The 23,086-nt window shown below is 62.1% G+C and carries 25 protein-coding genes and 1 riboswitch; of the genes, 6 read left to right on the top strand and 19 right to left on the bottom strand.

The genetic code is table 11. The features are described 5' to 3' along the window. Positions 1–107 precede the first annotated feature (107 nt). Complete coding sequence (locus tag AC3ISG_RS06705) at positions 108–329, top strand: DUF6316 family protein (RefSeq protein WP_489298803.1); 222 nt, start codon at positions 108–110, stop codon at positions 327–329. 12 nt (positions 330–341) lie between these two features. Here AC3ISG_RS06705 and AC3ISG_RS06700 read toward each other — a convergent pair whose 3' ends face one another. Further along, a complete protein-coding gene (locus tag AC3ISG_RS06700; protein ID WP_489298802.1) occupies positions 342–932 on the bottom strand; it encodes a tRNA-uridine aminocarboxypropyltransferase in 591 nt (196 codons plus the stop codon). Between the two features lie 10 nt (positions 933–942). Beyond that, entirely contained in the window at positions 943–1,836 is an 894-nt protein-coding gene (locus AC3ISG_RS06695; RefSeq protein ID WP_489298801.1) for a LysR family transcriptional regulator, read from the bottom strand. 169 nt (positions 1,837–2,005) lie between these two features. Here AC3ISG_RS06695 and speB point away from each other — a divergent pair, with 169 nt between their 5' ends. Both speB and AC3ISG_RS06685 read left to right on the top strand, forming a co-directional pair. Beyond that, positions 2,006–2,956, top strand: a complete 951-nt coding sequence (speB, locus tag AC3ISG_RS06690; protein WP_489298800.1) for an agmatinase — start codon at positions 2,006–2,008, stop codon at positions 2,954–2,956. A gap of 602 nt (positions 2,957–3,558) precedes the next feature. Beyond that, on the top strand, positions 3,559–3,849 hold the full coding sequence (locus AC3ISG_RS06685; RefSeq protein WP_122535673.1) for a hypothetical protein: 291 nt from the start codon (positions 3,559–3,561) through the stop codon (positions 3,847–3,849). 125 nt (positions 3,850–3,974) lie between these two features. On the opposite strand, the gene AC3ISG_RS06680 is transcribed toward AC3ISG_RS06685, so the two are convergent. From AC3ISG_RS06680 to AC3ISG_RS06665, 4 genes are all read right to left on the bottom strand, one after another. Further along, positions 3,975–4,100, bottom strand: coding sequence for a PA1414 family protein (locus tag AC3ISG_RS06680; protein ID WP_122535674.1), 126 nt, complete (start codon positions 4,098–4,100; stop codon positions 3,975–3,977). 182 nt (positions 4,101–4,282) lie between these two features. Continuing rightward, positions 4,283–5,734 carry an NCS1 family nucleobase:cation symporter-1 gene (locus AC3ISG_RS06675; protein ID WP_122535675.1) on the bottom strand — a complete coding sequence of 484 codons (1,452 nt, stop codon included), beginning with the start codon at positions 5,732–5,734 and terminating at the stop codon, positions 4,283–4,285. A gap of 362 nt (positions 5,735–6,096) precedes the next feature. Continuing rightward, the gene (locus tag AC3ISG_RS06670; protein WP_205487292.1) at positions 6,097–7,461 is read right to left on the bottom strand and encodes a DNA recombination protein RmuC; all 1,365 of its coding nucleotides are present in this window, start codon (positions 7,459–7,461) and stop codon (positions 6,097–6,099) included. Positions 7,462–8,033: 572 nt separating this feature from the next. Continuing rightward, positions 8,034–8,318, bottom strand: coding sequence for a hypothetical protein (locus AC3ISG_RS06665; protein ID WP_489298799.1), 285 nt, complete (start codon positions 8,316–8,318; stop codon positions 8,034–8,036). A gap of 220 nt (positions 8,319–8,538) precedes the next feature. On the opposite strand from AC3ISG_RS06665, the gene AC3ISG_RS06660 reads away from it, so the two are divergent. The 3 genes from AC3ISG_RS06660 to AC3ISG_RS06650 all read left to right on the top strand — a co-directional run bounded on the left by AC3ISG_RS06660 (position 8,539) and on the right by AC3ISG_RS06650 (position 10,981). Further along, entirely contained in the window at positions 8,539–8,763 is a 225-nt protein-coding gene (locus tag AC3ISG_RS06660; protein WP_122535677.1) for a hypothetical protein, read from the top strand. 291 nt (positions 8,764–9,054) lie between these two features. After that, a complete protein-coding gene (locus AC3ISG_RS06655) occupies positions 9,055–9,546 on the top strand; it encodes a hypothetical protein (RefSeq protein ID WP_172609283.1) in 492 nt (163 codons plus the stop codon). Between the two features lie 139 nt (positions 9,547–9,685). Next, positions 9,686–10,981, top strand: coding sequence for an OmpP1/FadL family transporter (locus tag AC3ISG_RS06650; RefSeq protein WP_122622203.1), 1,296 nt, complete (start codon positions 9,686–9,688; stop codon positions 10,979–10,981). A gap of 110 nt (positions 10,982–11,091) precedes the next feature. On the opposite strand, the gene AC3ISG_RS06645 is transcribed toward AC3ISG_RS06650, so the two are convergent. The 13 genes from AC3ISG_RS06645 to AC3ISG_RS06585 all read right to left on the bottom strand — a co-directional run bounded on the left by AC3ISG_RS06645 (position 11,092) and on the right by AC3ISG_RS06585 (position 23,025). Further along, positions 11,092–11,643, bottom strand: coding sequence for a glutathione peroxidase (locus tag AC3ISG_RS06645; protein ID WP_489298798.1), 552 nt, complete (start codon positions 11,641–11,643; stop codon positions 11,092–11,094). A gap of 96 nt (positions 11,644–11,739) precedes the next feature. Further along, positions 11,740–12,687 carry a GlxA family transcriptional regulator gene (locus AC3ISG_RS06640; RefSeq protein ID WP_489298797.1) on the bottom strand — a complete coding sequence of 316 codons (948 nt, stop codon included), beginning with the start codon at positions 12,685–12,687 and terminating at the stop codon, positions 11,740–11,742. Positions 12,688–13,010: 323 nt separating this feature from the next. Continuing rightward, the gene (locus tag AC3ISG_RS06635; protein WP_489298796.1) at positions 13,011–13,748 is read right to left on the bottom strand and encodes an adenosylcobinamide-GDP ribazoletransferase; all 738 of its coding nucleotides are present in this window, start codon (positions 13,746–13,748) and stop codon (positions 13,011–13,013) included. Continuing rightward, complete coding sequence (gene cobC, locus AC3ISG_RS06630; RefSeq protein WP_489298795.1) at positions 13,749–14,321, bottom strand: alpha-ribazole phosphatase family protein; 573 nt, start codon at positions 14,319–14,321, stop codon at positions 13,749–13,751. Continuing rightward, positions 14,318–15,370: a nicotinate-nucleotide--dimethylbenzimidazole phosphoribosyltransferase gene (gene cobT / locus AC3ISG_RS06625; protein ID WP_489298794.1), complete on the bottom strand. Its 1,053-nt coding sequence runs from the start codon at positions 15,368–15,370 to the stop codon at positions 14,318–14,320. The genes cobC and cobT overlap by 4 nt, the downstream gene beginning before the upstream one ends. Continuing rightward, positions 15,367–15,888, bottom strand: coding sequence for a bifunctional adenosylcobinamide kinase/adenosylcobinamide-phosphate guanylyltransferase (gene cobU, locus AC3ISG_RS06620; RefSeq protein ID WP_489298793.1), 522 nt, complete (start codon positions 15,886–15,888; stop codon positions 15,367–15,369). The genes cobT and cobU overlap by 4 nt, the downstream gene beginning before the upstream one ends. Beyond that, on the bottom strand, positions 15,888–17,357 hold the full coding sequence (locus AC3ISG_RS06615) for a cobyric acid synthase (RefSeq protein WP_489298792.1): 1,470 nt from the start codon (positions 17,355–17,357) through the stop codon (positions 15,888–15,890). The genes cobU and AC3ISG_RS06615 overlap by 1 nt, the downstream gene beginning before the upstream one ends. After that, positions 17,354–18,346 carry a threonine-phosphate decarboxylase CobD gene (gene cobD, locus AC3ISG_RS06610; RefSeq protein WP_122622211.1) on the bottom strand — a complete coding sequence of 331 codons (993 nt, stop codon included), beginning with the start codon at positions 18,344–18,346 and terminating at the stop codon, positions 17,354–17,356. The genes AC3ISG_RS06615 and cobD overlap by 4 nt, the downstream gene beginning before the upstream one ends. Continuing rightward, entirely contained in the window at positions 18,339–19,247 is a 909-nt protein-coding gene (cbiB, locus tag AC3ISG_RS06605; RefSeq protein WP_489298791.1) for an adenosylcobinamide-phosphate synthase CbiB, read from the bottom strand. Before cbiB ends, cobD begins: the two co-directional genes overlap by 8 nt. Then, complete coding sequence (gene bluB / locus AC3ISG_RS06600) at positions 19,244–19,894, bottom strand: 5,6-dimethylbenzimidazole synthase (RefSeq protein WP_485620019.1); 651 nt, start codon at positions 19,892–19,894, stop codon at positions 19,244–19,246. The genes cbiB and bluB overlap by 4 nt, the downstream gene beginning before the upstream one ends. 225 nt (positions 19,895–20,119) lie before the next feature. Continuing rightward, positions 20,120–21,421 carry a cobyrinic acid a,c-diamide synthase CobB gene (locus AC3ISG_RS06595; protein WP_489298790.1) on the bottom strand — a complete coding sequence of 434 codons (1,302 nt, stop codon included), beginning with the start codon at positions 21,419–21,421 and terminating at the stop codon, positions 20,120–20,122. Continuing rightward, positions 21,418–22,029 (bottom strand): cob(I)yrinic acid a,c-diamide adenosyltransferase, encoded by a 612-nt coding sequence (gene cobO / locus AC3ISG_RS06590; RefSeq protein ID WP_489298789.1) that lies wholly within the window; start codon positions 22,027–22,029, stop codon positions 21,418–21,420. Before cobO ends, AC3ISG_RS06595 begins: the two co-directional genes overlap by 4 nt. A 106-nt stretch (positions 22,030–22,135) precedes the next feature. Beyond that, a riboswitch (cobalamin riboswitch) is annotated at positions 22,136–22,361 on the bottom strand. A 127-nt stretch (positions 22,362–22,488) separates the two neighbouring features. Continuing rightward, on the bottom strand, positions 22,489–23,025 hold the full coding sequence (locus tag AC3ISG_RS06585; protein ID WP_122535694.1) for a C40 family peptidase: 537 nt from the start codon (positions 23,023–23,025) through the stop codon (positions 22,489–22,491). Positions 23,026–23,086: the final 61 nt, after the last annotated feature.

Genomic DNA, 23,086 nt, shown 5'->3' with positions numbered 1-23,086 from the left:
ATGGAACCGTTAACAACGCTACTATTCAAATGCTCTGACTTACGCTGTGGCGGCGGCTGTCGCCCATTCAGATCACTCGCGTACCCACCCAATGCCCGGAGAAGGCCATGTTAAGCAAGCGTGAACAAGATGCAGCCCCCACCGTCCGTTTTCGCAGCGACCGCGTTTCCCGCGTCAATGGCCAGTATTTCTTCAGCACCCGGGAAAACACCCTCGAAGGTCCGTTCATGAGCAAGGAAGACGCTGCTCGTGAAACCGAGGTCTATATCCGTCGCATGCAGGCGGTCAGTGCATATCAGCCAGGCATGCCCTCCTCGCTCAACGGCTGATTCAGCCCGTTTTCATGAATGATTGCGGCGAAAGGTCTCTTCGCCCATCGCTGCGATCTGCCCGTCGATCAGCGCATCGAACGGACGCAACAAGCTATCAAATGACGTCTCCGGCTCCAGCGTATGCAGCGCATGGACGATGGCCTCGAGCGTTGACAACGCGTCGGGCCCCGGCGCTTTGCGTAGACGGTAGCGTGACGCTGGCGCATTCGTCAGCATCACTCTGGGCAATGCTGCCAGCAGAGGATTGAGGTGCAGCAGCTTGCGCGCCTTGCGCCAAGTGCCATCGGGTACCACGAGCAGCACGGACACGTCGTCGGCACTGTAAGCCTTCAACGCAACAGCCTCCTCCCCTGGAAACAGCAAACAGGCCCGGTAACCGGGCCGGCTCAGCCATTGCGGCAGATCCTCAAACATCTCCCCCACCTGCAATTCCGCATTCGTCAGGCCTAGTGCTGCCAGGCGCGCCGTGTTGAGCGCGTGATTGACTTCGCTGGGGTGCTGCAGGATCAACACGCGCGTCCGGCTGCCCAACGCGGGAATCAACGCACACAGGCAGTGATCGGTCGGGCGCAGGCAGCGTTCACAACGGGCACGGGACATCGTCGGTTTCCTACAGTGGATTGAGCTGCGCTTTCAGCAGATCGCGAAAGGTCTGAATCAGCGGCTCACGGCTGCGGCCGCGACGCAGGATCATCGAAAACGGCGCCTGATAGCCGAATGTGGCCGGCAGCAAGACGCGCAGGTGCCCGGAGTCCACCCACGACTGCGCGTAATGCTCGGGCAAGTAACCGATGTAGGCCCCGGACAGCACCAGAATCAGCTGCGCTTCCATACTCTCGACGGTCGCGGCGCTGTGCTTGAAGCCGTGGCGAGCCAGTTCGGCCTGACTCCAGTAGCCGCGCCCGACCATGCGTTGTTGAGTGATGACCGGTTCCGGAATCCGCCGTTCGGCATACAGCGTGTGGCGATTGCTGCAGTACAGCCAGTGCTGCTCGCGGTACAGCGGCTGATAGAGCAGGCCGTTCATGCGGGTGGAGAACGAGCCGATTGCGAGGTCCAGCCGGTTGTCCAGCACGCCCAGCTGCAGTTCATACGGACTCATCACGGCGAGGTGCAAATGCACGGCCGGATGCTCTGCACTGTAGGCGCCGATGACTTCCGCAAAGGGCAGCGCGCGGTCGCTGACCGTCGAGTCCAGCACCCCCAGGTTCAGCGTGCCGCGCAGCTCGCCCTTGAGCGCAGCGGCGTAGCGCTCGAAGCCTTCCAGCTCGCCCAACAGCCGCAGGGTTTCCTGATGAAACAGCTCGCCCTTGCTGGTCAGGCTGAAACCGCCGCGTCCGCGATGACACAGCACGATGCCCAACGCAGTTTCGAGCTGGCTCATGTAGGTGCTGATTGCCGAGGTCGACAGGTTGAGTTCTTGCTGGGCGCTGGCAAAGCCCTGATGGCGCACCACGCAGGCGAAGATGCGCAGCAATTTGAGGTCGGGGAGCGCGCTGAGCATGGTTGTTCCAGGGAGGGTTTTGCGCGCAGCTTACCCGATACTTCAGGAATATCTGAACTAAGTATTTTGCCTGGCCGATTGTTCGCGGTGGGCCCGGTCAACAGAATCGAGGCCATGCTGGAAGACCGCTTCCGCCCCTTTTTTTGATTACCACTGACGAGGCATTCTCGTGGACAAGATTTTTCACCAACCACTGGGCGGCAACGAAATGCCGCGCTTCGCCGGCATCGCCACCATGATGCGCCTGCCGCACCTGCAAACGGCGGCCGGGCTGGACGCGGCCTTCGTCGGCGTGCCCCTGGACATCGGCACGTCGCTGCGCGCCGGTACTCGGTTCGGCCCGCGGGAAATCCGTGCCGAATCGGTAATGATTCGCCCCTACAACATGGCCACCGGCGCCGCCCCGTTTGATTCGCTGTCCGTGGCGGACATCGGCGACGTGGCGATCAACACGTTTAACCTGCTGGATGCCGTGCGCATCATCGAAGAAGCCTACGATGGCTTTCTCGAACACGACATCATTCCACTGACCCTCGGCGGCGATCACACCATCACGCTGCCGATCCTGCGCGCCATGAAGAAGAAGCATGGCAAGGTCGGGCTGGTTCACATCGACGCCCATGCGGACGTCAACGATCACATGTTTGGCGAAAAGATCGCCCACGGCACCACGTTCCGCCGGGCGGTGGAGGAAGGCCTGCTGGATTGCGATCGCGTGGTGCAGATCGGTTTGCGTGCCCAGGGCTATACCGCTGAAGACTTCAACTGGAGTCGCAAGCAAGGGTTCCGCGTGGTTCAGGCCGAGGAATGCTGGCACAAGTCGCTGGCGCCGCTGATGGCCGAAGTGCGCGAGAAGGTAGGCGGCGGTCCGGTGTACCTGAGTTTCGACATCGACGGCATCGACCCGGCCTGGGCGCCGGGCACTGGCACACCCGAGATCGGCGGTCTGACGACCATTCAGGCAATCGAGATCATTCGTGGGTGCCAAGGGCTAGAGTTGATTGGCTGCGACCTCGTCGAGGTTTCGCCGCCGTATGACACCACCGGCAATACCTCGCTGCTGGGGGCGAACCTGCTCTATGAAATGCTTTGCGTGCTGCCAGGCGTCACGCACCGCTGACAGCGGGACTGGAAGGGTTGCTTAATGGGACCAGCCGCGCTGCTTTCTGAGTGGGACCGGCTTCAGCCGGGAAGAGGCCCTTATGAGCACTCCTCAATTTTGCGGTGTGGCGCCTGACGCCTTCCCGGCTGAAGCCGGTCCTACGATTTGCACGCGCTGACTTTGTGGGAAGGGCTTCAGCCGGGAAGAGGCCCGTATGAGCACCCTTAATCTTGCGGTGTGGCGCCTGACGCCTTCCCGGCTGAAGCCGGTCCTACGATTTGCACGCGCTGACTTTGTGGGAAGGGCTTCAGCCGGGAAGAGGCCCGTATGAGCACCCTTAATCTTGCGGTGTGGCGCCTGACGCCCTCCGGCTGAAGCCGGCACCACGATGAATGCGCTGCATCGGGCGCGCCGCTCTTCCATTGCGCGCCGTTACAAAAAATCACCACACACCTGTCATTCCTCTCCCGCAAACTTGGGCTAGCCTTAATCCGAGACCGCCGGCGTTGTGCATTGCACCGCAGGTTTTTCAGGGTGGTTGCTCATTGGGCATTCCTGCCACAACCCTCTGTATTTTGATGTTGGGGTGATTACCACTTGGATCAAAGCAGAGGCCGGCCATGAAGCGGAGTGAAGTCAGACAACATGTCATCGACACGATCGGGAAGATCCTGGTCGACAAGACGCTGATTCAGGAAGAAGACGATGTGATGCTGAGCGCGCTTGAACTGGATGAGGAAGACTTCAGGGAGTTTTTTTCAATTCTGCAAAGTGACTTTGGCATCGTCCTTCCCAACCAGATTAAAGCCGATATTGCGGGTATGTCACCGCAATCACCTTATGGACAACTGACGCTGCAGGGTCTTGTCGACCAGATTCTCGTCGAGAAAAGGCGCCGAACTCATCACTGAGTCGCAAATGGGATCGATTCAAATGGTGCAGAGCAGAGGAAAGGACTCGACCAAATGGTCGGAGAAAATCGGGAGCGGGCTATCGGGCGATAGCGCCGCTTTCAGACGCGTCTTTTAGAAAGCGCCTACCGCCGTGGACGACGACGCTCATCATCATTGCTGCGCACGGGAATGGGTTGCAGCTTTGGCTTTTCAATCAACCCGAGCGCGACGCCTACATCGTGAAGCCATTCTTGCAACTTGCTGTTCATATAACGCCCCCTTCAGGGAAATACTCGGCAGCCAATGTCCGAACTGCCTAAAGCAGATCATAGTGCTAAGGCGCACTTTACGCCTGCTACCGAGTGTCGCGGCAGGAATTTTTTGCCTTGCATGACGTTGTGACACTGCAAATCGCCGATTCGAAGACTTCACGCGACAGACGGCAGGGGCGTCAGCCAGCAACCGCGGAGGTCAACGCCGCGCATTCATGGGCCTGCCGGCGTCTGGCAAACAGATAGAACAGCCCGCCGCCAAGGAAACATCCTGTAAACCATGCGAAGTTGGCCATCGGCTGCAATGCCGGGACGAAGGTGATTGCGATGCCTGCCACTGTCGCCAGGATAAGCGCCTTGACCGCCGTGTAGTTCACCCCGCCGGTGTACCAGTAGCGCCCGGTCGGCCCATCGTTGAACAGCGCATCGACATCGATCTGCTGCTTCTTGATCACGTAATAGTCCACCAGCAAGATGCCGAACAATGGCCCGATGAACGCCGCCAGCACGTCCAGGGTGTAATGGATGACGGCGGGGTTGTTAAACAGGTTCCAGGGTGTGATGAAGACCGACGCCACCGCTGCGATCATCCCGCCTGCACGCCAGCTGATCTTGCTGGGCGCGACGTTGGCGAAGTCGAACGCCGGCGACACGAAGTTGGCGACGATGTTGATGCCGATTGTGGCGGTCACGAAGGCAAACGCGCCGAGCAGTACTGCAACGTCGTTGTCGATGCGCGCCACGGTGGCGATCGGGTCATGGAGCATCTCGCCGAACACCGGCAGCGTTCCCGAAACGATGACGACGGTGACCAGCGAAAACGCCAGAAAGTTGATAGGCAGCCCCCAGAAATTACCGCGACGCACTTCGGACATGCTCCGGCAGTAGCGGCTGAAATCGCCAAAGTTGAGCGTAGGACCAGAGAAGTAGGACACCACCAGCGCCGTTGCCATGATCACTTGGGAAAACGCTTCCCAGCCGGTCAGGGATTTCTCGGACAGGGTGAAGCTGATGTTGGCCCATCCCGCCTTCCAGACAATCCACCCCGCCAGGATGAACATCACGGCGTAGACCACGGGTCCGGCCCAATCAATGAAGCGCCGGATCGAGTCCATCCCGGTCCAGAACACAGCAGCCTGTACCACCCAGAGCGCGAGGAAGCCCATCCAGCCGAGGTAGGACAAGCCGGCAAAGTGCGGCTCTGCATAGACCGACATGTGTGGGAAGAAGCGCAGCACCACGATGATCAGCGCGCTCGAGGCCAGATACGTCTGTACCCCGTACCACGCCACCGCGATAAGGCCGCGAATCACCGCAGGAATATTCGCGCCGAAAACGCCAAACGCGAGACGGCAGATCACCGGGTACGGCACCGCCGCTTGCTGGCTGGGCCTGGCCAGCAGGTTGGCGATCACCTGAATGATGCAGATGCCCACCAGCAGCGCGATCAGCACCTGCCAGCTCGCCAGCCCGAGGGCAAAAAGGCTGGCGGCGAAGACGTAGCCGCCCACGCTGTGCACATCGCTCATCCAGAACGCGAAAATGTTGTACCAGGTCCACTTCTGCGGCACGGGGCCCAGGTCCTCGTTGTACAGGCGGGGGCTGTAGCCTTTGGGCAATGGCTCGGTCATCGCATATCTCCCTCTAAGGACGAACCGGCTCCCGACCTCACGTGCGCACACTGCGTACGGGAGCGCGTGTGGGTTGTATACGAAGCGAGAGGCAGAATGCGTGCCATTGGCCGCCTGACCCTGTGGCAAGGCGCCAAAACAGGGGGTTACCGGCAATCGGAGACACCGGTCGCTGTGACCATAATCAGCATGGATTTTGCACTCCGCGCCTGCTGGCAGTGCACCGTGATCAATGTCGGTGCATTTTCGCCAGGCAGCAAACGGACATAGGGAAAGTGATGAAATCTGTATACGATCAGTGCGGACTTTGTTCTAACTCCAAGCCCGCGTGAAAGCGCAGCGTGAGGAAAACCAGTTCAGGATCACTCCGGCAACTGCACCAGTCCCTCCGGGTCGGTCATCGCCCGCTCCAGCAGATCCGCCGGCAGACTCTTGCTCGCCCGCGCGCCCAGCAGCTTGAGCTGTTCACTGCGGCTGACCAGGTTGCCGCGCCCTTCGACGAGCTTGTTGCGCGCGGCGCCGTAGGCCTTGTCGAGCTGCTGAAGACGGTTGCCGACCTCGTCCAGGTCTTGGATAAACAGCACGAACTTGTCGTAGAGCCACCCTGCCCGCTCAGCGATCTCACGGGCATTCTGACTCTGCCGCTCTTGCTTCCACAGACTGTCGATGACCCGCAGCGTTGCCAGCAGTGTGGTTGGGCTGACGATCACGATGTTACGATCAAAGGCCTCCTGGAACATGTTCGGCTCGGCCTGCAACGCCGCCGAAAACGCCGCCTCGATCGGCACGAACAGCAAAACGAAATCGAGGCTGTGCAGCCCTTCAAGGCGTTTGTAATCTTTGCCGGACAAGCCTTTGACGTGATTGCGCAGGGACAGCACATGCTGTTTCAACGCCGCTTGGGAAATCACCTCATCGTCAGCCGACACGTACTGCTGATAGGCGGTCAGGCTGACCTTCGCGTCGACAACGACCTGCTTATCGCCCGGCAGCATGATCAACACGTCAGGCTGGAACCGCTCGCCGTCGGGGCCCTTCAGGCTGACTTGGGTCTGGTACTCGCGGCCCTTTTCAAGACCGGCGTGCTCGAGCACGCGCTCCAGAATCAGTTCACCCCAATTGCCCTGAGTCTTCTGGCCTTTGAGCGCACGGGTCAAGTTGTTCGCTTCGTCGCTCAGGCGCAGGTTGAGCTGCTGCAAGCGCTCCAGTTCCTTGCTCAGAGAGAAGCGTTCGCGGGCTTCGTTCTGGTAACTGTCTTCAACGCGCTTTTCGAACGACTGGATGCGTTCCTTGAGCGGGTTGAGCAACTGCCCCAATTGCTGCTGACTGGTTTCGGCGAAGCGCTGTTCGCGCTCATCGAAGATCTTGCCGGCCAGCTCTGCAAACTGCGCACGCAGCTCATCGCGGGAGCCCTGCAGGTCGGTCAGGCGCTGCTGGTGACTGTCCTGTTGTTCGCGCAGCTCGGCACCAAGGGACGCGCACTGGGCGTCAAGGCGGCGCAACTCAGCCTCCCTGGCCGTCCGTTCGCGGCTCCAGTCTTCCTGAGCCTCGCGCGCGCCTTCATGCTGTTGGCGCAGCAACTCCACTTCCCGGCGCAGCGCCGCCAGGTCCGCCTGCTTGACCGCATTGGCCTGGGCCAGGTCGCTGATCTCATCGCGGCTGGCGTCAAGCTGGGCGTTGAGCCCATCCTGCGCCATCTGCGCATTACTCAAACGCTCGTCAAGCAACGCGGCGTCCGCTTCGCGTTGCGCCAGACGCCGCTGCAACTGCCACGCCAGTCCCACCAAAGGCAATGCCGCCACCGCCAAACCCAGCAACAGGCTGGTTAACTCAAACACCATAAAATCCAGACTCCTCCATTCATGCAGTCAGCATTATGCGCAGAAGCGAGCTCGACGTACGATTCGGGTAAAACCGCGCAAGGGGAAGAGAAAAAAGCAAGCGGATGCTTCAAGAGCGGCGTGATAGAGCCAGTGCTTGGGACAATCCACAGAACCTGTGGATAACTCAGTGGACAACACCCCTTAAGCTCTCGGAAACGCACGTAGAATGGGGCCTGCGTTCAAACTGACGATTTTTTCACCAGCGAAAAAAAACGATGGTTTTCATTGACTTAATAATTCGTTGCATTAAATCAAGCGGTTAGCGGACGACGTGACAGTGACATGACAGATACCTATCGCAATGTGCACAAGTTGATTTTGTCTGCCCGCAAGCCTGGTCCTGCTGCCACGCAACCGGAGGAAAGTTGCGGGGAACGCAGCACTTGGCCACCTCCTTCGCTCTGCATGATGCAGCCTTATTCGCCCCGCCTTCCGATCTTTTTCAAAAGATTGCGATTCAGCGCTTGCCTTGTTCGGATAACTCCACTAGCATCGCCGCCGTTAGTACCAAGCTGAAAGTCAATTCTGATCGAACAAATCCCCCAATCCCGGTTCGCCACTGAGCGAACGGATTGAAAACAGGGATCGATCACCTCGATGGTTTCCAGACATGAACTCACGCCACCTGCCGTCAAAACGGAGGGGTGTGCAGAACATTCATGCTCTCCATAACCAGCCTGCAAATTGATCAGGATCTTCACCTCGAGCATCGAACCTTTGCTCGCGTTGTGTTGCCTGCCCTCCTAAGTACCTACCAGTCAGCCCCGCGCCACATTTTAAATGCGCTCAACTGGCTGCTTTTGTTCCAGACAGGTTCTGCGCCCTGCCCCTGACTCGCATTCGAGCATCGGTCCGCGTTTACTGGAACGTTTTTATTTTGCACGCCTCTTATTGCGTGTCGATTCAGGAAACACCCATAACATGACTACTCATATCCAGACTCAAAACGCTATTCGTACCCTGACCAACGCTTTTGCCCCGATGAACTGCCTGATCATGGCAACCCGCAAAGGCTGCTTCAGCTTCACCATCGTCAACGAGCACGGTATCGCCCGCCACAGCGAGCGTTTGTACCCGGATCAATACTCCACCGATGCTCCGCTGCAGGCTGTCATCGACCGTACGCGTCAGGCCCTGGTTGCCTAATACCGTTGCCTGATACCGTCCGTCGGTAAATAACGCTGCATCGACAAGGCCTCACCCGATAACGGTGGGGCTTTTTTGTATCTGTTTTACTTACATAAACAGCGACAGATGCAGTAAGGAATGCCAGTCAGCCGATTCGAGTCGCACTGGAACTTCCCGCAAAACAGACCTTTACATCCTAAATATCACACTACACTTCAAGTCAGCGGCTCAGGTCGCCGCCGGTGGGCCCACTCCATCAATGCTGCCAAGCGCCAGGGCCCGCCGACTCATCAACTCCTCGAGGGTGTTATGGGAATCGCCGCCAGTGAACTGTGTCGCTACGTCATTCGCCCGACGCTCATCTACCTTGGTCGGCACAATCGGGCCGCCGAAGCCTTGCTACTGGGCATTGCCGCCAGCCAGTCAGCGCTAGGCGCCGAGCTGGACAATCCGCCCGGCCACGGGCTTTACAGCATCGCCGACACCCAGCACCGCCAGCTTTGGGACGAGTACCTGGCCCGGGATCCGGACCTTGCCAGCCTTGTTCGAGGCCTGGCCAGCCAGCACGCGTTCCTCACAGGTCCCGATCTGGAGCTGACCGTCAACCTGCGTTACTCGACTGCCATTGCCTGGTTGATGGTCGAAGCAAGCCATATCTCGCTGCCGGATACGGATGACTGCCTGGCCATGGCACACATGTGGCGCGAGATATTTCAGCCCGATGGGCAGTTGCAGGATTTCACCTCGGCTTGGCAAACGTGGGTCAGCCCCTTGTTCCAGCCCTCACCAGCCATTTCGTGACCAACCGGTATTAAACGAAAAAGCCGCGAACTTTCAGGATTGTCCTACAAGAACCGCTCTAAATCGGCTGATCCAGGCTATGGCGCGTGGGGAGAAATATTGGTAATTTCCGCGCGGTGATCAACAAGGAGTTCTAACAATGAAAAAAACAATGATCAAATCCAGCCTCAGTCTCGCCATCACTCTTGCCTCCACTCAGATTTTTGCATCCGGCTTCGCCCTGAACGAACAAAGTATCAGCGGCATGGGGACCGGCTTTGCGGGCCGTACCTCGTCCGTCGATGACGCCAGCATCGTGTACGGCAACCCGGCCGGCATGTCGCGTCTCAAGCGCGCGCAGGCGACCGTGGGGGTCGCCGCAATCGATGCTTCCACCGACATTACCGACACCAGCGGCCGCAGCACCGGTTCGAACAAAGGCGACATGGTGCCTTTCATCGCCGTGCCGATGGGCTTCTACGTGAACCCGGTCGACGAGCACTGGGCGTTCGGCTTTGGTGTCTACGCGCCATTCGGCCTGGTCACCGATTACGAAGATAACTTCCAGGGCCGTAACTTCGGCAGCAAGAGCATCGTCAAGGTCGTGACCTTTCAGCCGACCGTCAGCTACGCATTCAACGACAAGGTGTCGATCGGTTTCGGGCCGACCATCAACCGTATTTCCGGCGCGCTGGAATCGGCACTCAATGTCAGCCCGTTGCTGGGCGCCCGTACCGGCGACGGCCGCGTCCAGGTCAAGGGCGATGATGTTGGTTACGGCTTCAACGCCGGTATCCTGGTGCAAGCCACTGATACCACCAGCGTCGGCCTGACCTATCACTCCAAAGTGACCTACAAGCTCGAAGGCCACACTGAAGTGACCCCGGGTGCAGGCGTGCCTTCAGCCATCCTGCCGGGCGGTCGCTACGACGCCAAGCTGAACATCGATACACCGGAAACCGTGGACTTCTCCGTCACTCAGAAAATGAATGACGACTGGAAGCTGTACGCCGGTGCAACGTGGACCCGCTGGAGCCGCCTGGAAGACATCACCGTCAAAAACTCCGGGATCTCGCCGGTGTCTCGCCGCGACGCGACCCAGTCTCTGGTCGGTACCATCCGTGAAGAGCAGAACTGGCACGACACCTGGGCCTACGCCGTGGGTACGTCGTATCAGTTGAACAAGCAGTGGGTGCTGCGTACCGGCCTGTCGTTCGATCAGTCGCCGACCAACAACGAAAACCGCTCGCCGCGCATACCGACAGGCGATCGCACGATCTTCAGCCTGGGCGCCGGTTACAGCCCGACCGACGACATCACCATCGACGTGGCTTACTCCTACCTTCAGGAAGAGAAGGTCAAGGTCTCCGACGCGAACGCGCTGGGTCAGAGCTACAACGCCAAGTACGACAACAGCGCCAACGGTTTCGGCGTGGGCATGACGTACCGCTTCTGATGCAGTTGGCGGGACAGGTACATCACCTGTTCGCCAGACAGAAAACCCCGCAGCCAGCAATGACTGCGGGGTTTCTCGTTGTGGTCGGTCTGTTCTGTGTCGCGCCGCTTTTACGGCTTGGAGGCGATGGCCTTCTCGATGGCCGAAATCAGCTCGGGATCATCCGGCGCGGTTTTGCTGGAGAAGCTGGCAACCACATTGCCCTTGCGGTCGACCACATACTTATAGAAGTTCCAGCGCGGTGGACTGCTTTGCTCGGCGAGGACCTTGAACAGGTTGATGGCGTCGGCGCCGCGCACCGGCTGCGGCTCGGTCATGGTGAACGTGACGCCATAGTTCACGTAGCAGACCTTGGCGGTCTCGGCAGCGTCTTTGGATTCCTGCAGAAAATCGTCCGAAGGCACGCCCAGCACTTCAAGCCCCTCGCCCTTGAAACGCTGATTGAGCGCTTCAAGCCCTTTGAACTGCGGCGCGAAGCCACAGAAGCTCGCGGTATTGACCACGAGCATCGGCTTGCCGGCGAACTGCTTGCACAAGTCGATATCCTGTTTCGCCCGCAGCTTGGGCAGCTCGCCTTGCAACAATGGCGGGCAATCGGCAGCCGACGCGGCGCCACTGAGGGCAAGCAACAGCAGAGTCGCGTGAATCCATCGTAGGGCCATGGCGACGTCCATTCATGAGCGGGCAGGAAAGATGAAGCTGTCGCTACGCTACTCCGCCGCGCGATGAATGCCTAGCGCGCCACAGAAACGGGGTTATCAGCTGGCTTTGTCGGTGGCCGTGAACGCTCGCTGGATCGCCTGGGGCGGTTCGCCGAAGTTGCGCAGAAACGCCTGGCGCATCCTTTCCCGATCGCCGAAACCGGTCTCCCGGGCGACCACTTCGATGGGATGCCGACTGGTTTCCATCATCGCCCGCGCCACTTCCACCCGCAGGCATTCGATGGCTTTCGCCGGGGTCTGGCCGGTCTCCTCGCGGAACACCCGACTGAATTGGCGAGGGCTCAACCGGGCAATGGCCGCCAGTGCATCGATGGAGAGATCGCTTTTGAGGTTCTCGCGGGCATAGGCCAGCGCCAGCTGCACGCGGTCGGACTTGGGGTCCAGTTCCAGCAGCGTCGACAGCTGGGAATGCTCGCTGCCGCGCCGCTGATAGATCACCAGCTTGCGCGCGACCTGCCGGGCAATGTCGGCGCCGAGGTCGTTCTCGACCATCGCCAGCGCGAGATCAAGGCCAGCGCTCATGCCCGCGCCGGTCCAGACCTGGCCGTCCACGGTGAACAGTTTGTCGTCCTCGACGCGAACGTTGGGGTAACGCTTGCGAAACTCGGGGGCGTGAATCCAGTGCATGGTCGCGCGCTTGCCGTCGAGCAGCCCGGCCTCCGCCAGCACAAACCCGCCCGTGCACAGCGACGCCATCCGCCGCGATTGAGCCGAGGCGGTGCGCACGAACGCAAGTAGGCTGGGGGTGGGCAATTGCAGGTCCATGTAGCCGCTGACGATGATCGTGTCGTAACCCTCGGGCTGCAATGGCGTGGTGTTGACCGAGAAGCCTTCGGACGACATCACCGCCCCGCCGCTCTCCGACACCAGATGAAAGGAGTACGCCGCCTCGCCCTGCATCAGGTTCGCGCAGGTCAGCACGGACCCGACCGACAGGCTGAGGGACTGAAAATGCGGGTACACCACCAGCGCAACGCTATGCATGACACCTCTCCGGCTGATCTGCCGACTCATCAATTTGGGAGCTAGCTTGCTCGCGAAGGCTCACTTTCAGTCACCAGAGAAGTGGCTAACAGTTCCGGCCCCTTCTTGAGCAAGGTGGAGCGCCACCCTGGTCAGTCCCACAGGTTCAGTGGCTTGCCGTAGATATCGAACTCAGACTGCAGATCCTGTGGGAGCGAGCTTGCTCGCGAAGACGTCGGTACATCCAATAAATTTTCAGCGGCTGGAATGGCGTCTTCGCGAGCAACCTCGCTCCGACATGGACGGTGTTTGCCGCGCGCCGATGCAGGATGTTAAACGACAAATCAATCGCCCATCAGCGCCAATGTCACCAGCACCAGGGTTTCGAGCAGTTCGAGCATCGCGCCGGCGGTGTCGCCTGTGCTGCCGCCCAAACGGTGCATCATCACCCGGCGCAGCCAGAAGAACCCACCCGCTGCCACCACCAGCACCCATGCCGCCGAACCGCCACCGATGAGCACGCAGACCACCGCCACCGACGCCAGCACCCGCATCCCGCTCTTGCGCGGCAGGTGATCGGCCAGCGCCTGGCCCAGCCCGCCGGCGCGCACATACGGCGTGTTCAGAAACAGCGCCAGCATCGCCGCGCGGCCAATCACCGGGGCCAGCAGCAGCCCAACGCCCGTGTGCGCCTCAACCAACGCCAGCAGCGCGCTGAATTTCAACAGCAACACCACCACCAGCGTGACCACCGCAATCGGGCCGCTGCGCGGATCCTTCATAATGAGCAGCGTGCGTTCGCGGTCGCCGAAACCACCGAGCCAGGCATCCGCGCTGTCGGCCAGGCCGTCCAGGTGCAACCCTCCGCTGAGCATCACCCACGCTGCCAGCAGCAAGGCGGCGTGCAACAGCATCGGTGCGCCGTCGAGCAGATGATCCATCGCCATCAACAGTACGCCGAACAGCAATCCGACCAGCGGGTAAAACAGCAGCGAGCGCCCCGACTCCTGGGGCGTCGGCATGCCCGGCAGGCGAATCGGCAGGCTGCTGAGGAACTGCAAGGCGATCCAGAACGGCAGCATTTAAACCTCCGTCAACTCACCGTCGGCCTGGACATTGAGGCCGAACATACCGCCATGAGCCACCGTGACCTGCAGCAATTGCTCGCGAGGCAGACCGCGGGCGCGGGCCAGCAAGAGACGCATCACCCCGCCATGACTGATCAGCAGAACGCGCTGACCCTCATACGCCCGCTGCAACCGCTCAACAGCGGCCAACACGCGGGTGGCAAAAACCTCAACCGGCTCGCCATTGGGTGGCGTGAACCCGTACGGGTCCTCCCAGAAGCGTCCCAACCCGGCGGCTTCGGTTTCCATCAATTGCGCGGGGCTCTGCCCTTCCCAGTCACCGAAGTGCAATTCCTGAAGATCGGGCGCCAGCTCGACTGGCAAGCCTAAACGCTCAGCCAATTCGTCGGCGAAACGGGCGCAGCGTTGCAGTGGCGAGCTGACGATCCGGTCCCAGGGGCCACGATCAGCCACCGCGGCACGCATTTGCTGCCAGCCGGTGTCGGTCAGCGCGTCGTCGATGCTGCCGCGCAGGCCGCCGCCGAATTCGGTTTCGCCATGGCGCAGCAGTTCAAGATGCAAGGTCATGCCGGACGGTCTGCCACAGCGGCTTCAGCGAAGGTCGCCATGCCGTTATGCAGCTCACAGGCCAGACGCAACAACGGCACCGCGAGCGCCGCGCCACTGCCTTCGCCCAGACGCAATCCCAGTTCCAGCAACGGCTCGACCTGCAACGCGTCCAGCACCAGGCGATGGCCCGGCTCGGCGCCACGATGGCCGAAGAACAGCCACGCCCGGCACGAGGGATTGAGCCGGACCGCCACCAGCGCCGCCACGGAACAGATAAAGCCGTCGACCAGTGCAGCAATGCCCTCTTGGGCGCAGGCCAGGTACGCACCGACCAGCGCGGCGACTTCAAAACCACCGAGGGCACGCAGGCTGGCCAGCGGGTCACCGACGGCGTCGCCATGCAGCCGCAGCGCACGCTCGATCACCTGCGCCTTGTGGCTCACGCCCTCGGCATCCAGACCGGTGCCGGGGCCGACCAGTGAGGTGGCCAGGCAATCGAGCAAGGCGCAGGCCAGCGCACTGGCGACGGTGGTGTTGCCGATGCCCATTTCGCCGCCGATGAACAGCTCGGCGCCCGCAGTCTGCGCGCGCAACACGCTGTCGCGACCGCCTTCAAGGGCAGCATGCAGCTGCGCCTCAGTCATCGCCGGGCCGTGGGCAAAATTCGCGGTGCCCGGGCCGAGGTTGAGGTGACGCACGCCCGGCAGGTCAAGCGGGGCAACCGTACCCAGATCGACCACGTCCAGTTGCGCGGACAATTGCCGGGCCAACACGCTGATTGCCGCGCCGCCCATGATGAAGTTGTGCAGCATCTGCCCGGTCACTTCCTGGGGGTACGCCGAAACCCCTTCAGCGACCACGCCGTGATCGCCGGCAAAAATCGCGATCCAGACCTCATCGACCTTCGGCTTCTGGCGACCCTGCAGGCCAGCCAGCTGCACCGCCACGTCTTCCAGTCGCCCCAGAGAGCCGGTCGGTTTTGTCAATTGCTGCTGCCGGGCCAGCGCGTGGTCGCGGCTGGCGTGATCGACTTCTCGGGCAGGCGCGAGCCACCAGGCGTTACTCATAGTGCGGGTCCTTTCAGGATCATGGGCAGTCCGGCAACGTTAAACACCACGCGATGGCAGCGTTCGGCCAGCGCCTGATGCAGCCAGCCGGCTTCATCGACATAACGACGGGTCAGCTCACCGAGTGGCACGACGCCGAGCCCGGTTTCGTTGCTGACAAAAATGATGTCGCCGGGCAGTTCAGCCAGGCCGTCGAGCAAGGCTTCGCGCTCTTCAGCCAGGCGCTGCGGATCGTCCAGCATCAACAGATTGGTCAGCCACAGGGTCAGGCAATCCACCAACAGGCAGCGGCCCTCCCCGGCGTTTTCGCGGAGCACGCGAGCCAGTTCGACAGGTTCTTCGATCAGCCCCCACTCCGCCGGACGTCGCTGACGGTGCAAGGCGACGCGCTGGTTCATTTCGCCGTCCAGCGGCTGACTGGTGGCGATGTAGATGACGTCGAGGCCGCTGTCGCTGGCGAGCTTTTCCGCCAGCCGACTTTTGCCGGAACGTGCGCCGCCGAGGATCAATTGCAGCATCAGGGTTGCTCCAGGCCGCAGAGTTCACGCAGCAATGTGCCGTCCAGATGGGTTTCCACCAGATCGGCCAGGCGTTCGATGTCGCGCTCGCGCAGCGCGTGGTAATCCACGGACTGTACGTTCTGCAGCCCGGCCCATCGCAGCAAGGCGCTGCTCGACGCGGGGTTCTCGAACAGCCCGTGCAGGTACGTGCCGAGGACCTGGCCGTCCGGGCTGCGCGCGCCATCGCAGCGACCGTCGGCGAGCTGGACCAGTGGACGTTCCAGCGCCGCGCCGGTGGTCACGCCCGCATGAATCTCGTAGCCGATGACGTTGGCGTCTTCGAGGGTCAAACGACCGCTCACGTTGCGCAGTTGCTTTTCTTCTTCCAGCACCGTGCTCAGGGCCAAGAGTCCCAAACCCGGGCTGGAACCGGCCGCGCCTTCAAGCCCCAGCGGGTCATGCAGCTGCTCGCCGAGCATTTGCAGGCCACCGCAGATGCCCAGCACTTTACCGCCGTAACGCAGGTGGCGGCTGATGGCGGCGTCCCAGCCATTGGCACGCAGGTAGGCAAGATCGCTGCGCACGCTTTTCGAGCCGGGCAGGATAATCAAGTCAGCGCCAGGAATCGCCTGCCCCGGCCCGACGAATTGCAGATTCACCTGCGGGTGCAGGCGCAGTGGGTCGAAATCGGTGTGGTTACTGATGCGCGGCAAGATCGGCACGATGACGTTGAGCACCTGCTCGGCTTTATCGGTCTGACGCTGGTCGAGGCCGTCTTCAGCCTCGAGATGCAGATCCATCACGTAGGGCAGCACGCCGACAACCGGTTTGCCGGTGCGCTGTTCAAGCCAGTCGAGGCCCGGCTGCAACAGGGCGATGTCACCGCGAAAACGATTGATGATGAAGCCTTTGACCCGCGCCTGTTCGCTGGGCGAAAGCAATTCCAGCGTGCCGACCAGATGGGCAAATACCCCGCCGCGATTGATGTCCGCCACCAGCAGCACCGGGCAATCCACCGCTTCGGCAAAGCCCATATTGGCGATGTCGCCGGCACGCAGGTTGATCTCGGCTGGCGACCCGGCGCCTTCGACCACGACCACCGGCCAGCCTTCGCTGAGACGGCGGTGGGAGGCGAGTACGGCCTGCATCGCGATCGCTTTGTAGTCGTGGTAGGCGACGGCGTTCATGGTGGTCACGGCGCGACCGTGAATGATCACTTGGGCGCCGGTGTCGCTGTTGGGTTTGAGCAGCACCGGGTTCATGTCGGTGTGGGGCTCGAGGCCACAAGCCTGAGCTTGCACGGCCTGGGCGCGACCGATCTCCCCGCCGTCGGCAGTCACTGCGCTGTTCAGCGCCATGTTCTGCGGCTTGAACGGCACGGTGCGCACGCCCTGACGGGTCAGCCAGCGGCACAGCGCCGTTACCAGCGTGCTTTTGCCGGCGTCGGAGGTGGTGCCCTGCACCATCAGGGTTTTGCCGAGGGTCATAAGCGCTCCCGGGAAAATTCGCTGAGCGTCTGTTCCAGACGATGCCAGTCGGCTTCCTCGCGGGGCAGGCCGAAGCGCAGGCTGCTGTTGTGAGTAAAGATCCGCAGAAGGACGCCCCGCTGCGCACAGAATTCGTAAAGTTCTTCCGCCAGCGGCGTGATCAGCCACTGGAACAGCGCGCAGCCGCCCTTGGGCGCGAAGCCGTGGCGATTGAGCACGTCGACCAGACGCTGGCTGGCTTGCTCGGTGCGCTGGCGCTGGCGTTGATGGCCGGCCACGTCGTTGAGACAGGCCTGACCGATGATCCGCGTGGGTCCGCTGACCGACCAGGGGCCGATCTGCCGCGCCATGACTTTCAGAAACCGCGGCTCCGCCAGCACAAAGCCCAGGCGCACACCGGCCAGCCCGAAGAACTTGCCGAACGAGCGCAACACGATCAGGCCCGCGCGCTGGGTGTACGCCGCCAGGCTCAACTCCGGCGTGTTGTCCATGAACGCTTCGTCCACCACCAGCCAGGCGCCGCGCTGGGCCAGACGGGCGTGCCATTCCAGCAGGCGTTCGGGCGGCAGGCTCAGGCCGGTAGGGTTGTTCGGGTTGACCACGACGAGCACATCAAGGGTGTCGATGAACCGCTCCACCTCGTGCTCCAGTACCTCGCGCACCAGAAAGCCGGTGTTGCGCCAGGCCTCGGCGTGCTCGGCGTAGCACGGCGACAGCACGCCGACCTTGCCCGCCTGACGCAGACGCGGCAATGCTTGAATCGCTGCTTGGGAACCGGCCACCGGCAGCACGTCCGTGGCGCCGTAATAGCGGCGGGCGGCGGCTTCCAGACCGTCATCGGTTTCCGGCAGGCGCGCCCAAGCCGCCTCAGGAATCGCCGGAATCGGCCACGACCACGGCGAAATCCCGCTGGACAGGTCGAGCCAGTTCGCTTCTTCAATGCCATATTTCAGGACTGCACCACGCAATCGGCCGCCATGTTCAAGCATAGAATTCTGTCCCCAGACACAAGATCAGCAACCACAGCCACACGCCGCGCTGCACCAGTTGCCAGCCGCGATCGATGGAGTCGGCGTCCGCCGGCACGCCTTCGCCCAGGGTCGCGCGCTCATGCAGCTCGCCGTGATAAATCGCCGGGCCACCCAGCTCGACGCCCAGCGCACCGGCGCCAGCGGCCATCACCGGGCCTGCGTTGGGGCTGTCCCACTTCGGTGCCTGGGTGCGCCAGCAGCGCAGGGCCAATCGGGTGTTGCCCAGCAGCGCGTAGGTCAACGCCACCAGGCGGGCCGGAATGTAGTTGAGCAGGTCGTCGATTTTCGCCGCCGCCCAGCCGAAGCGTTCGAAGCGCTCGTTGCGATAGCCCCACATAGCGTCGAGGGTGTTGCTCAGGCGGTAGAGCACCACGCCCGGCGCCCCCAGCACGACGAACCAGAAGATTGCCGCGAACACCGCGTCGCTGCCGTTTTCCAGCACCGATTCCGTGGCCGCGCGTGCCACTTCGGTGCTGTCCAGTTCGGACGTCTGGCGACTGACCAGATAGCCAACCCGTCGGCGTGCTTCGTCCAGATCATCGCTGCGCAGCGCCTGGGCAACCGGCTCGACGTGCTCACCCAGACTGCGCAAACCCAACGCGCAATAAAGCGCCAGGACTTCCACCAGCCAGCCAATCAGCGGCAGCCAACTGAGCAACGTGGCGATCAGGGTCAGGGGAATCACGGCGATGAACCATGCGGTCACGCCATGGCTGCGCCAGCCTCGGCCGGCGGCATTCAGGGGCTGTTCGATGCGCTCGGCAAAGCGGCCGAACGCCACCAGCGGGTGGTTCCGTTTTGGCTCGCCGAGCAACGCGTCCAGCGCGACCCCGGCGACGCTCAATAACGCCACGCTCATGCAATCACTCCCCATGTATTCTCGTAGACCAGTTCCTGCAGCGCGCGCGGCTGCGCCCAGCCCTCCAGCACCAGCATCGGCGCCGGGTAGAATTCCTTGACCGGGCCCAGGCACAGAATCGCCAGGGGTTTTGAACCGGTTGGCATCTTCAGCAGATCGGCCAGGGCCAGGGGATCGAACAGCGATACCCAGCCCATCCCGAGGCCTTCGGCACGCGCCGCCAGCCAGAGGTTCTGGATCGCGCACGACAGCGACGCCATGTCCATTTCCGGCAAGGTGCGACGGCCGAAGATGTGTTTGTCGCGGTCGTCCATCAGCGCGGCGACCAATACCTCGGCGCAGTCGCTGATGCCCTCGACCTTGAGCTTCATGAAATCGTCAGAGCGCTCGCCGAGGGCTTCGGCAGTGCGAATACGCTCCTCCTCCACCTGCGCCTGAATCTGCCCACGCAATGCCGGGTCGGTGATCCGCAGGAAGCGCCACGGCTGCATCAATCCGACGCTCGGCGCGTGGTGCGCGGCTTCGAGCAGGCGGGCCAGCAACTCGGGCGCGACCGTGCCGCCGCAGAAGTGGCGCATGTCGCGGCGCTCGGCAATGGCACGGTAAACGGCGGCGCGTTCGGGGTCGGTGAAGGTGTGTTCAGTCATGGAGTCGCCTGTCCCGCGGTTGAAACGCAGCAGTCACCGGCAACACAGCCCTTGTGGGAGCGAGCTTGCTCGCGAAGGGGCCGAGCACCTGATACATCTTCAACGCCTGAAATACCGTCTTCGTGAGCAAGCTCACTCCCACAAGGAGCGAGTTTGCTGCTCGACGGCGCGGCGCGTTAGTGGCGAGCCAGCTCCCACTGAATGCGGCGATTGCATTGGCCAGGCTCATGGCAAAAACAGCGCCGCCATCGCCTGGGGATTGGAGGGGAAGTAGAAGTGCACGTACGACGCGGTCATGCGCCCTTCGCGGTACACCGCTTCGGCGCCGCGCCCGCCATTGGGGCTGAGGCCGCGGGCGATGGGGGTCAGTTCGGTGCTGGTCAGGGAGTGGTGATAGGTGTGACCACGCAGGGTGCCTTCCGGCAGTTCGACCGATTGCAGGGCCAGGGCTGCCAGACGCTTTTGCATCACGGCTTCGCCCTTGAGCAAGCCCACCCCTTCGGCGCGCTGGCCGTCGACATCGGTCAGGGCATCGAGCAGGTACAACATGCCGCCGCATTCGGCGAGCAAGGGTTTGCCGGCGGCGTGGTGCGCACGAATGGCGGCGAGCATGCTGTGATTTTCCGCCAGCGCCGTGTGATGCAGTTCCGGGTAACCGCCCGGCAGATACAGGCTGTCGGCGTCGGGTAAGTCGCGGTCGCGAATCGGCGAGAAGAAGGACAGTTCTGCGCCCATCTCCCGAAGCAGGTCCAGGCTGGCGCCGTAGAAAAACGCGAACGCCTCGTCATGGGCGATGGCGATTTTCACGCCGGCCAACAGCGGTTCAGCCGGCACGAACTCGGGTGCAGTAAAAGTCACGGCCGGCGGCAAGGTGGCGTCGCAGGTGCTGGCCAGCGCGGTGGCGGCAGCGTCGAGGCGCATGTCCAGGTCGTTCAGTTCGCTCGCCTGAACCAGGCCGAGATGCCTGCTCGGCAGCTCAATGCCGGTCTCGCGCGACAGCGCGCCATACCAGCGCAGGCCTTCGGTCAGACTGCCTTCCAGCAACTGCGCATGGCGCACCGTACCGACCCGATTGGCCAGCACGCCGGCGAACGGCAGATCCGGCTGATAGCGCGCCAGTCCCAGCGCCAGGGCGCCGAAGGTCTGGGCCATGGCCGTGCCGTCAATCACGCCCAGCACCGGCACGCCGAAGCGCCGCGCCAGGTCGGCGCTGGAGGGCGTGCCGTCGAATAAGCCCATGACGCCTTCGATGAGGATCAGGTCGGCATCGGCAGCGGCTTCCCATAACAGGCGCCGGCTTTCGTCCTCGCCGATCATCCACATGTCCAGTTGGTACACCGGATGGCCGCTGGCGCGCTCGAGAATCATCGGGTCGAGAAAGTCCGGCCCGCATTTGAACACGCGCACCTTGCGCCCCTGATTGCGGTGCAAACGGGCGAGTGCGGCAGTGACGGTGGTTTTGCCCTGACCGGACGCAGGCGCGGCGATCAATACTGCCGGGCAGTGCCGGGGTTGACGCTCACTCACAGTTCAATGCCTTTCTGGGCCTTGATGCCGGACTGAAAGGCATGCTTGACCACGCCGATTTCCGACACGGTGTCTGAAAGATCTATCAACTCCTGCTTAGCCCCGCGACCGGTGACGATCACGTGCTGCATTGGCGGGCGTGCCTGCAGGTCGATCAGCACCTGCTCCAGGTCCAGATAGCCGTGCTTGAGGGCGATGTTCAGCTCATCGAGCACGACCATACCGATGGAGGCGTTCTTGAGCATCTCCCGGGTCACGGCCCAGGCGGCTTCGGCGGCGGCGATGTCACGCTGGCGGTCCTGGGTTTCCCAGGTGAAGCCCTCGCCCATCACGTGGTAACGCACTTGTTCAGGGAAGCGGCGGAAGAACAGCTCTTCGCCGGTGCTGTGGCGGCCCTTGATGAACTGCACGACGCCGCACTGCATGCCGTGGCCCATGGCGCGGGCGAGCATGCCGAACGCCGAACTGCTCTTGCCTTTGCCGTTGCCGGTCAGCACCAACAGCAATCCGCATTCATTCGGCGCGCTGGAAATGCGCTCGTCCATCACCGCCTTTTTGCGCAGCATGCGCGCCAGGTGGCGTTCGTCACGTTCGGGGGATTCGCTCATCTCAGCTCTCCGCTTGAGGGCAGGTGTGGCAGACGGAGGGCTCGGGCAAAGACTGTCAGCAGGCACCGGACAAGGCCGGCCTGCAGCAGAGCATCGCCCTCCGTGATGCTGTTCGATGGATCAGGCCGGTCTCCGGACTCATGAGTTGCCACAAGCGTGGCAGGCCAGGCGCCTTCCCATGTTCAGCGAACACAGTGGCATCGTGCGTGGCCCAGACTCATTTACCGTTGCGGAGGCAGCGCCGGAATTGATCGCACGAGCAATCGCACCGGCTTCCCTGTTTCACCCTGTGGACCAACGAGGTCCCGGGCACCTGAAACATGGCGCGAAGGTTAGAGGGTTGACTGGGGAGCGTCAATCGAACCGTGGGCAGAGCGCCCACAGGTTTACGGGATTTCACCCTGAAAGGCACAGGTGTTCATGCAGCAACAGCCCATGGACACATTGACTCAGAAGCGACTATTGCCTGGCGAGGTTCGATGGCTGGATAACGCGCTTGGCATTCAGCCAGGCCTTTTGCCAATACGGCTTGTCGAGGCTGTCGAGTTTGACGGTGCCGCCGGTGGCTGGTGCGTGAACGAATCGCCCTTCCCCGACGTAGATGCCGGCGTGGCTGACGTGGGAGCCGCCGCCAGTGGCGAAGAACACCAGATCACCCGTCTGCAACTGGCTGCGGTCGATGTCGGGGCCACGCAGGGTGATCATCTCCCGCGTCGATCGCGGCAAGGTGATGCCCGCCGCATCGTGGTAGACGTAGCCGATCAGGCCACTGCAATCGAATCCCGAATCAGGCGTGTTGCCGCCCCAGCGATACGGCGTGCCAACGAGGCCGATCGCGCGCAACAAGACGTCGTCGGCGAGCGGTGAAGAAAACTGGGGAGGAGCGGAAACCACAGGCCGGTAGACGACCTTGCGCGGAGCGGGCGGTGGCGTGCTGGAACACGCGGCCAGCAGCACAGCCAGAGAGGCAACCATCAGGCGAACCGTTAACGACATAAACACGACAACCTGTGCGGGGTGCAGCTTACTTTGCCGAGAGCCGGGGTTGCGCGCAAGA

The sequence above is a fragment of the Pseudomonas sp. GL_135 genome (genome assembly GCF_057834665.1).
This window is presented reverse-complemented; position numbering and strand designations above follow the sequence as displayed.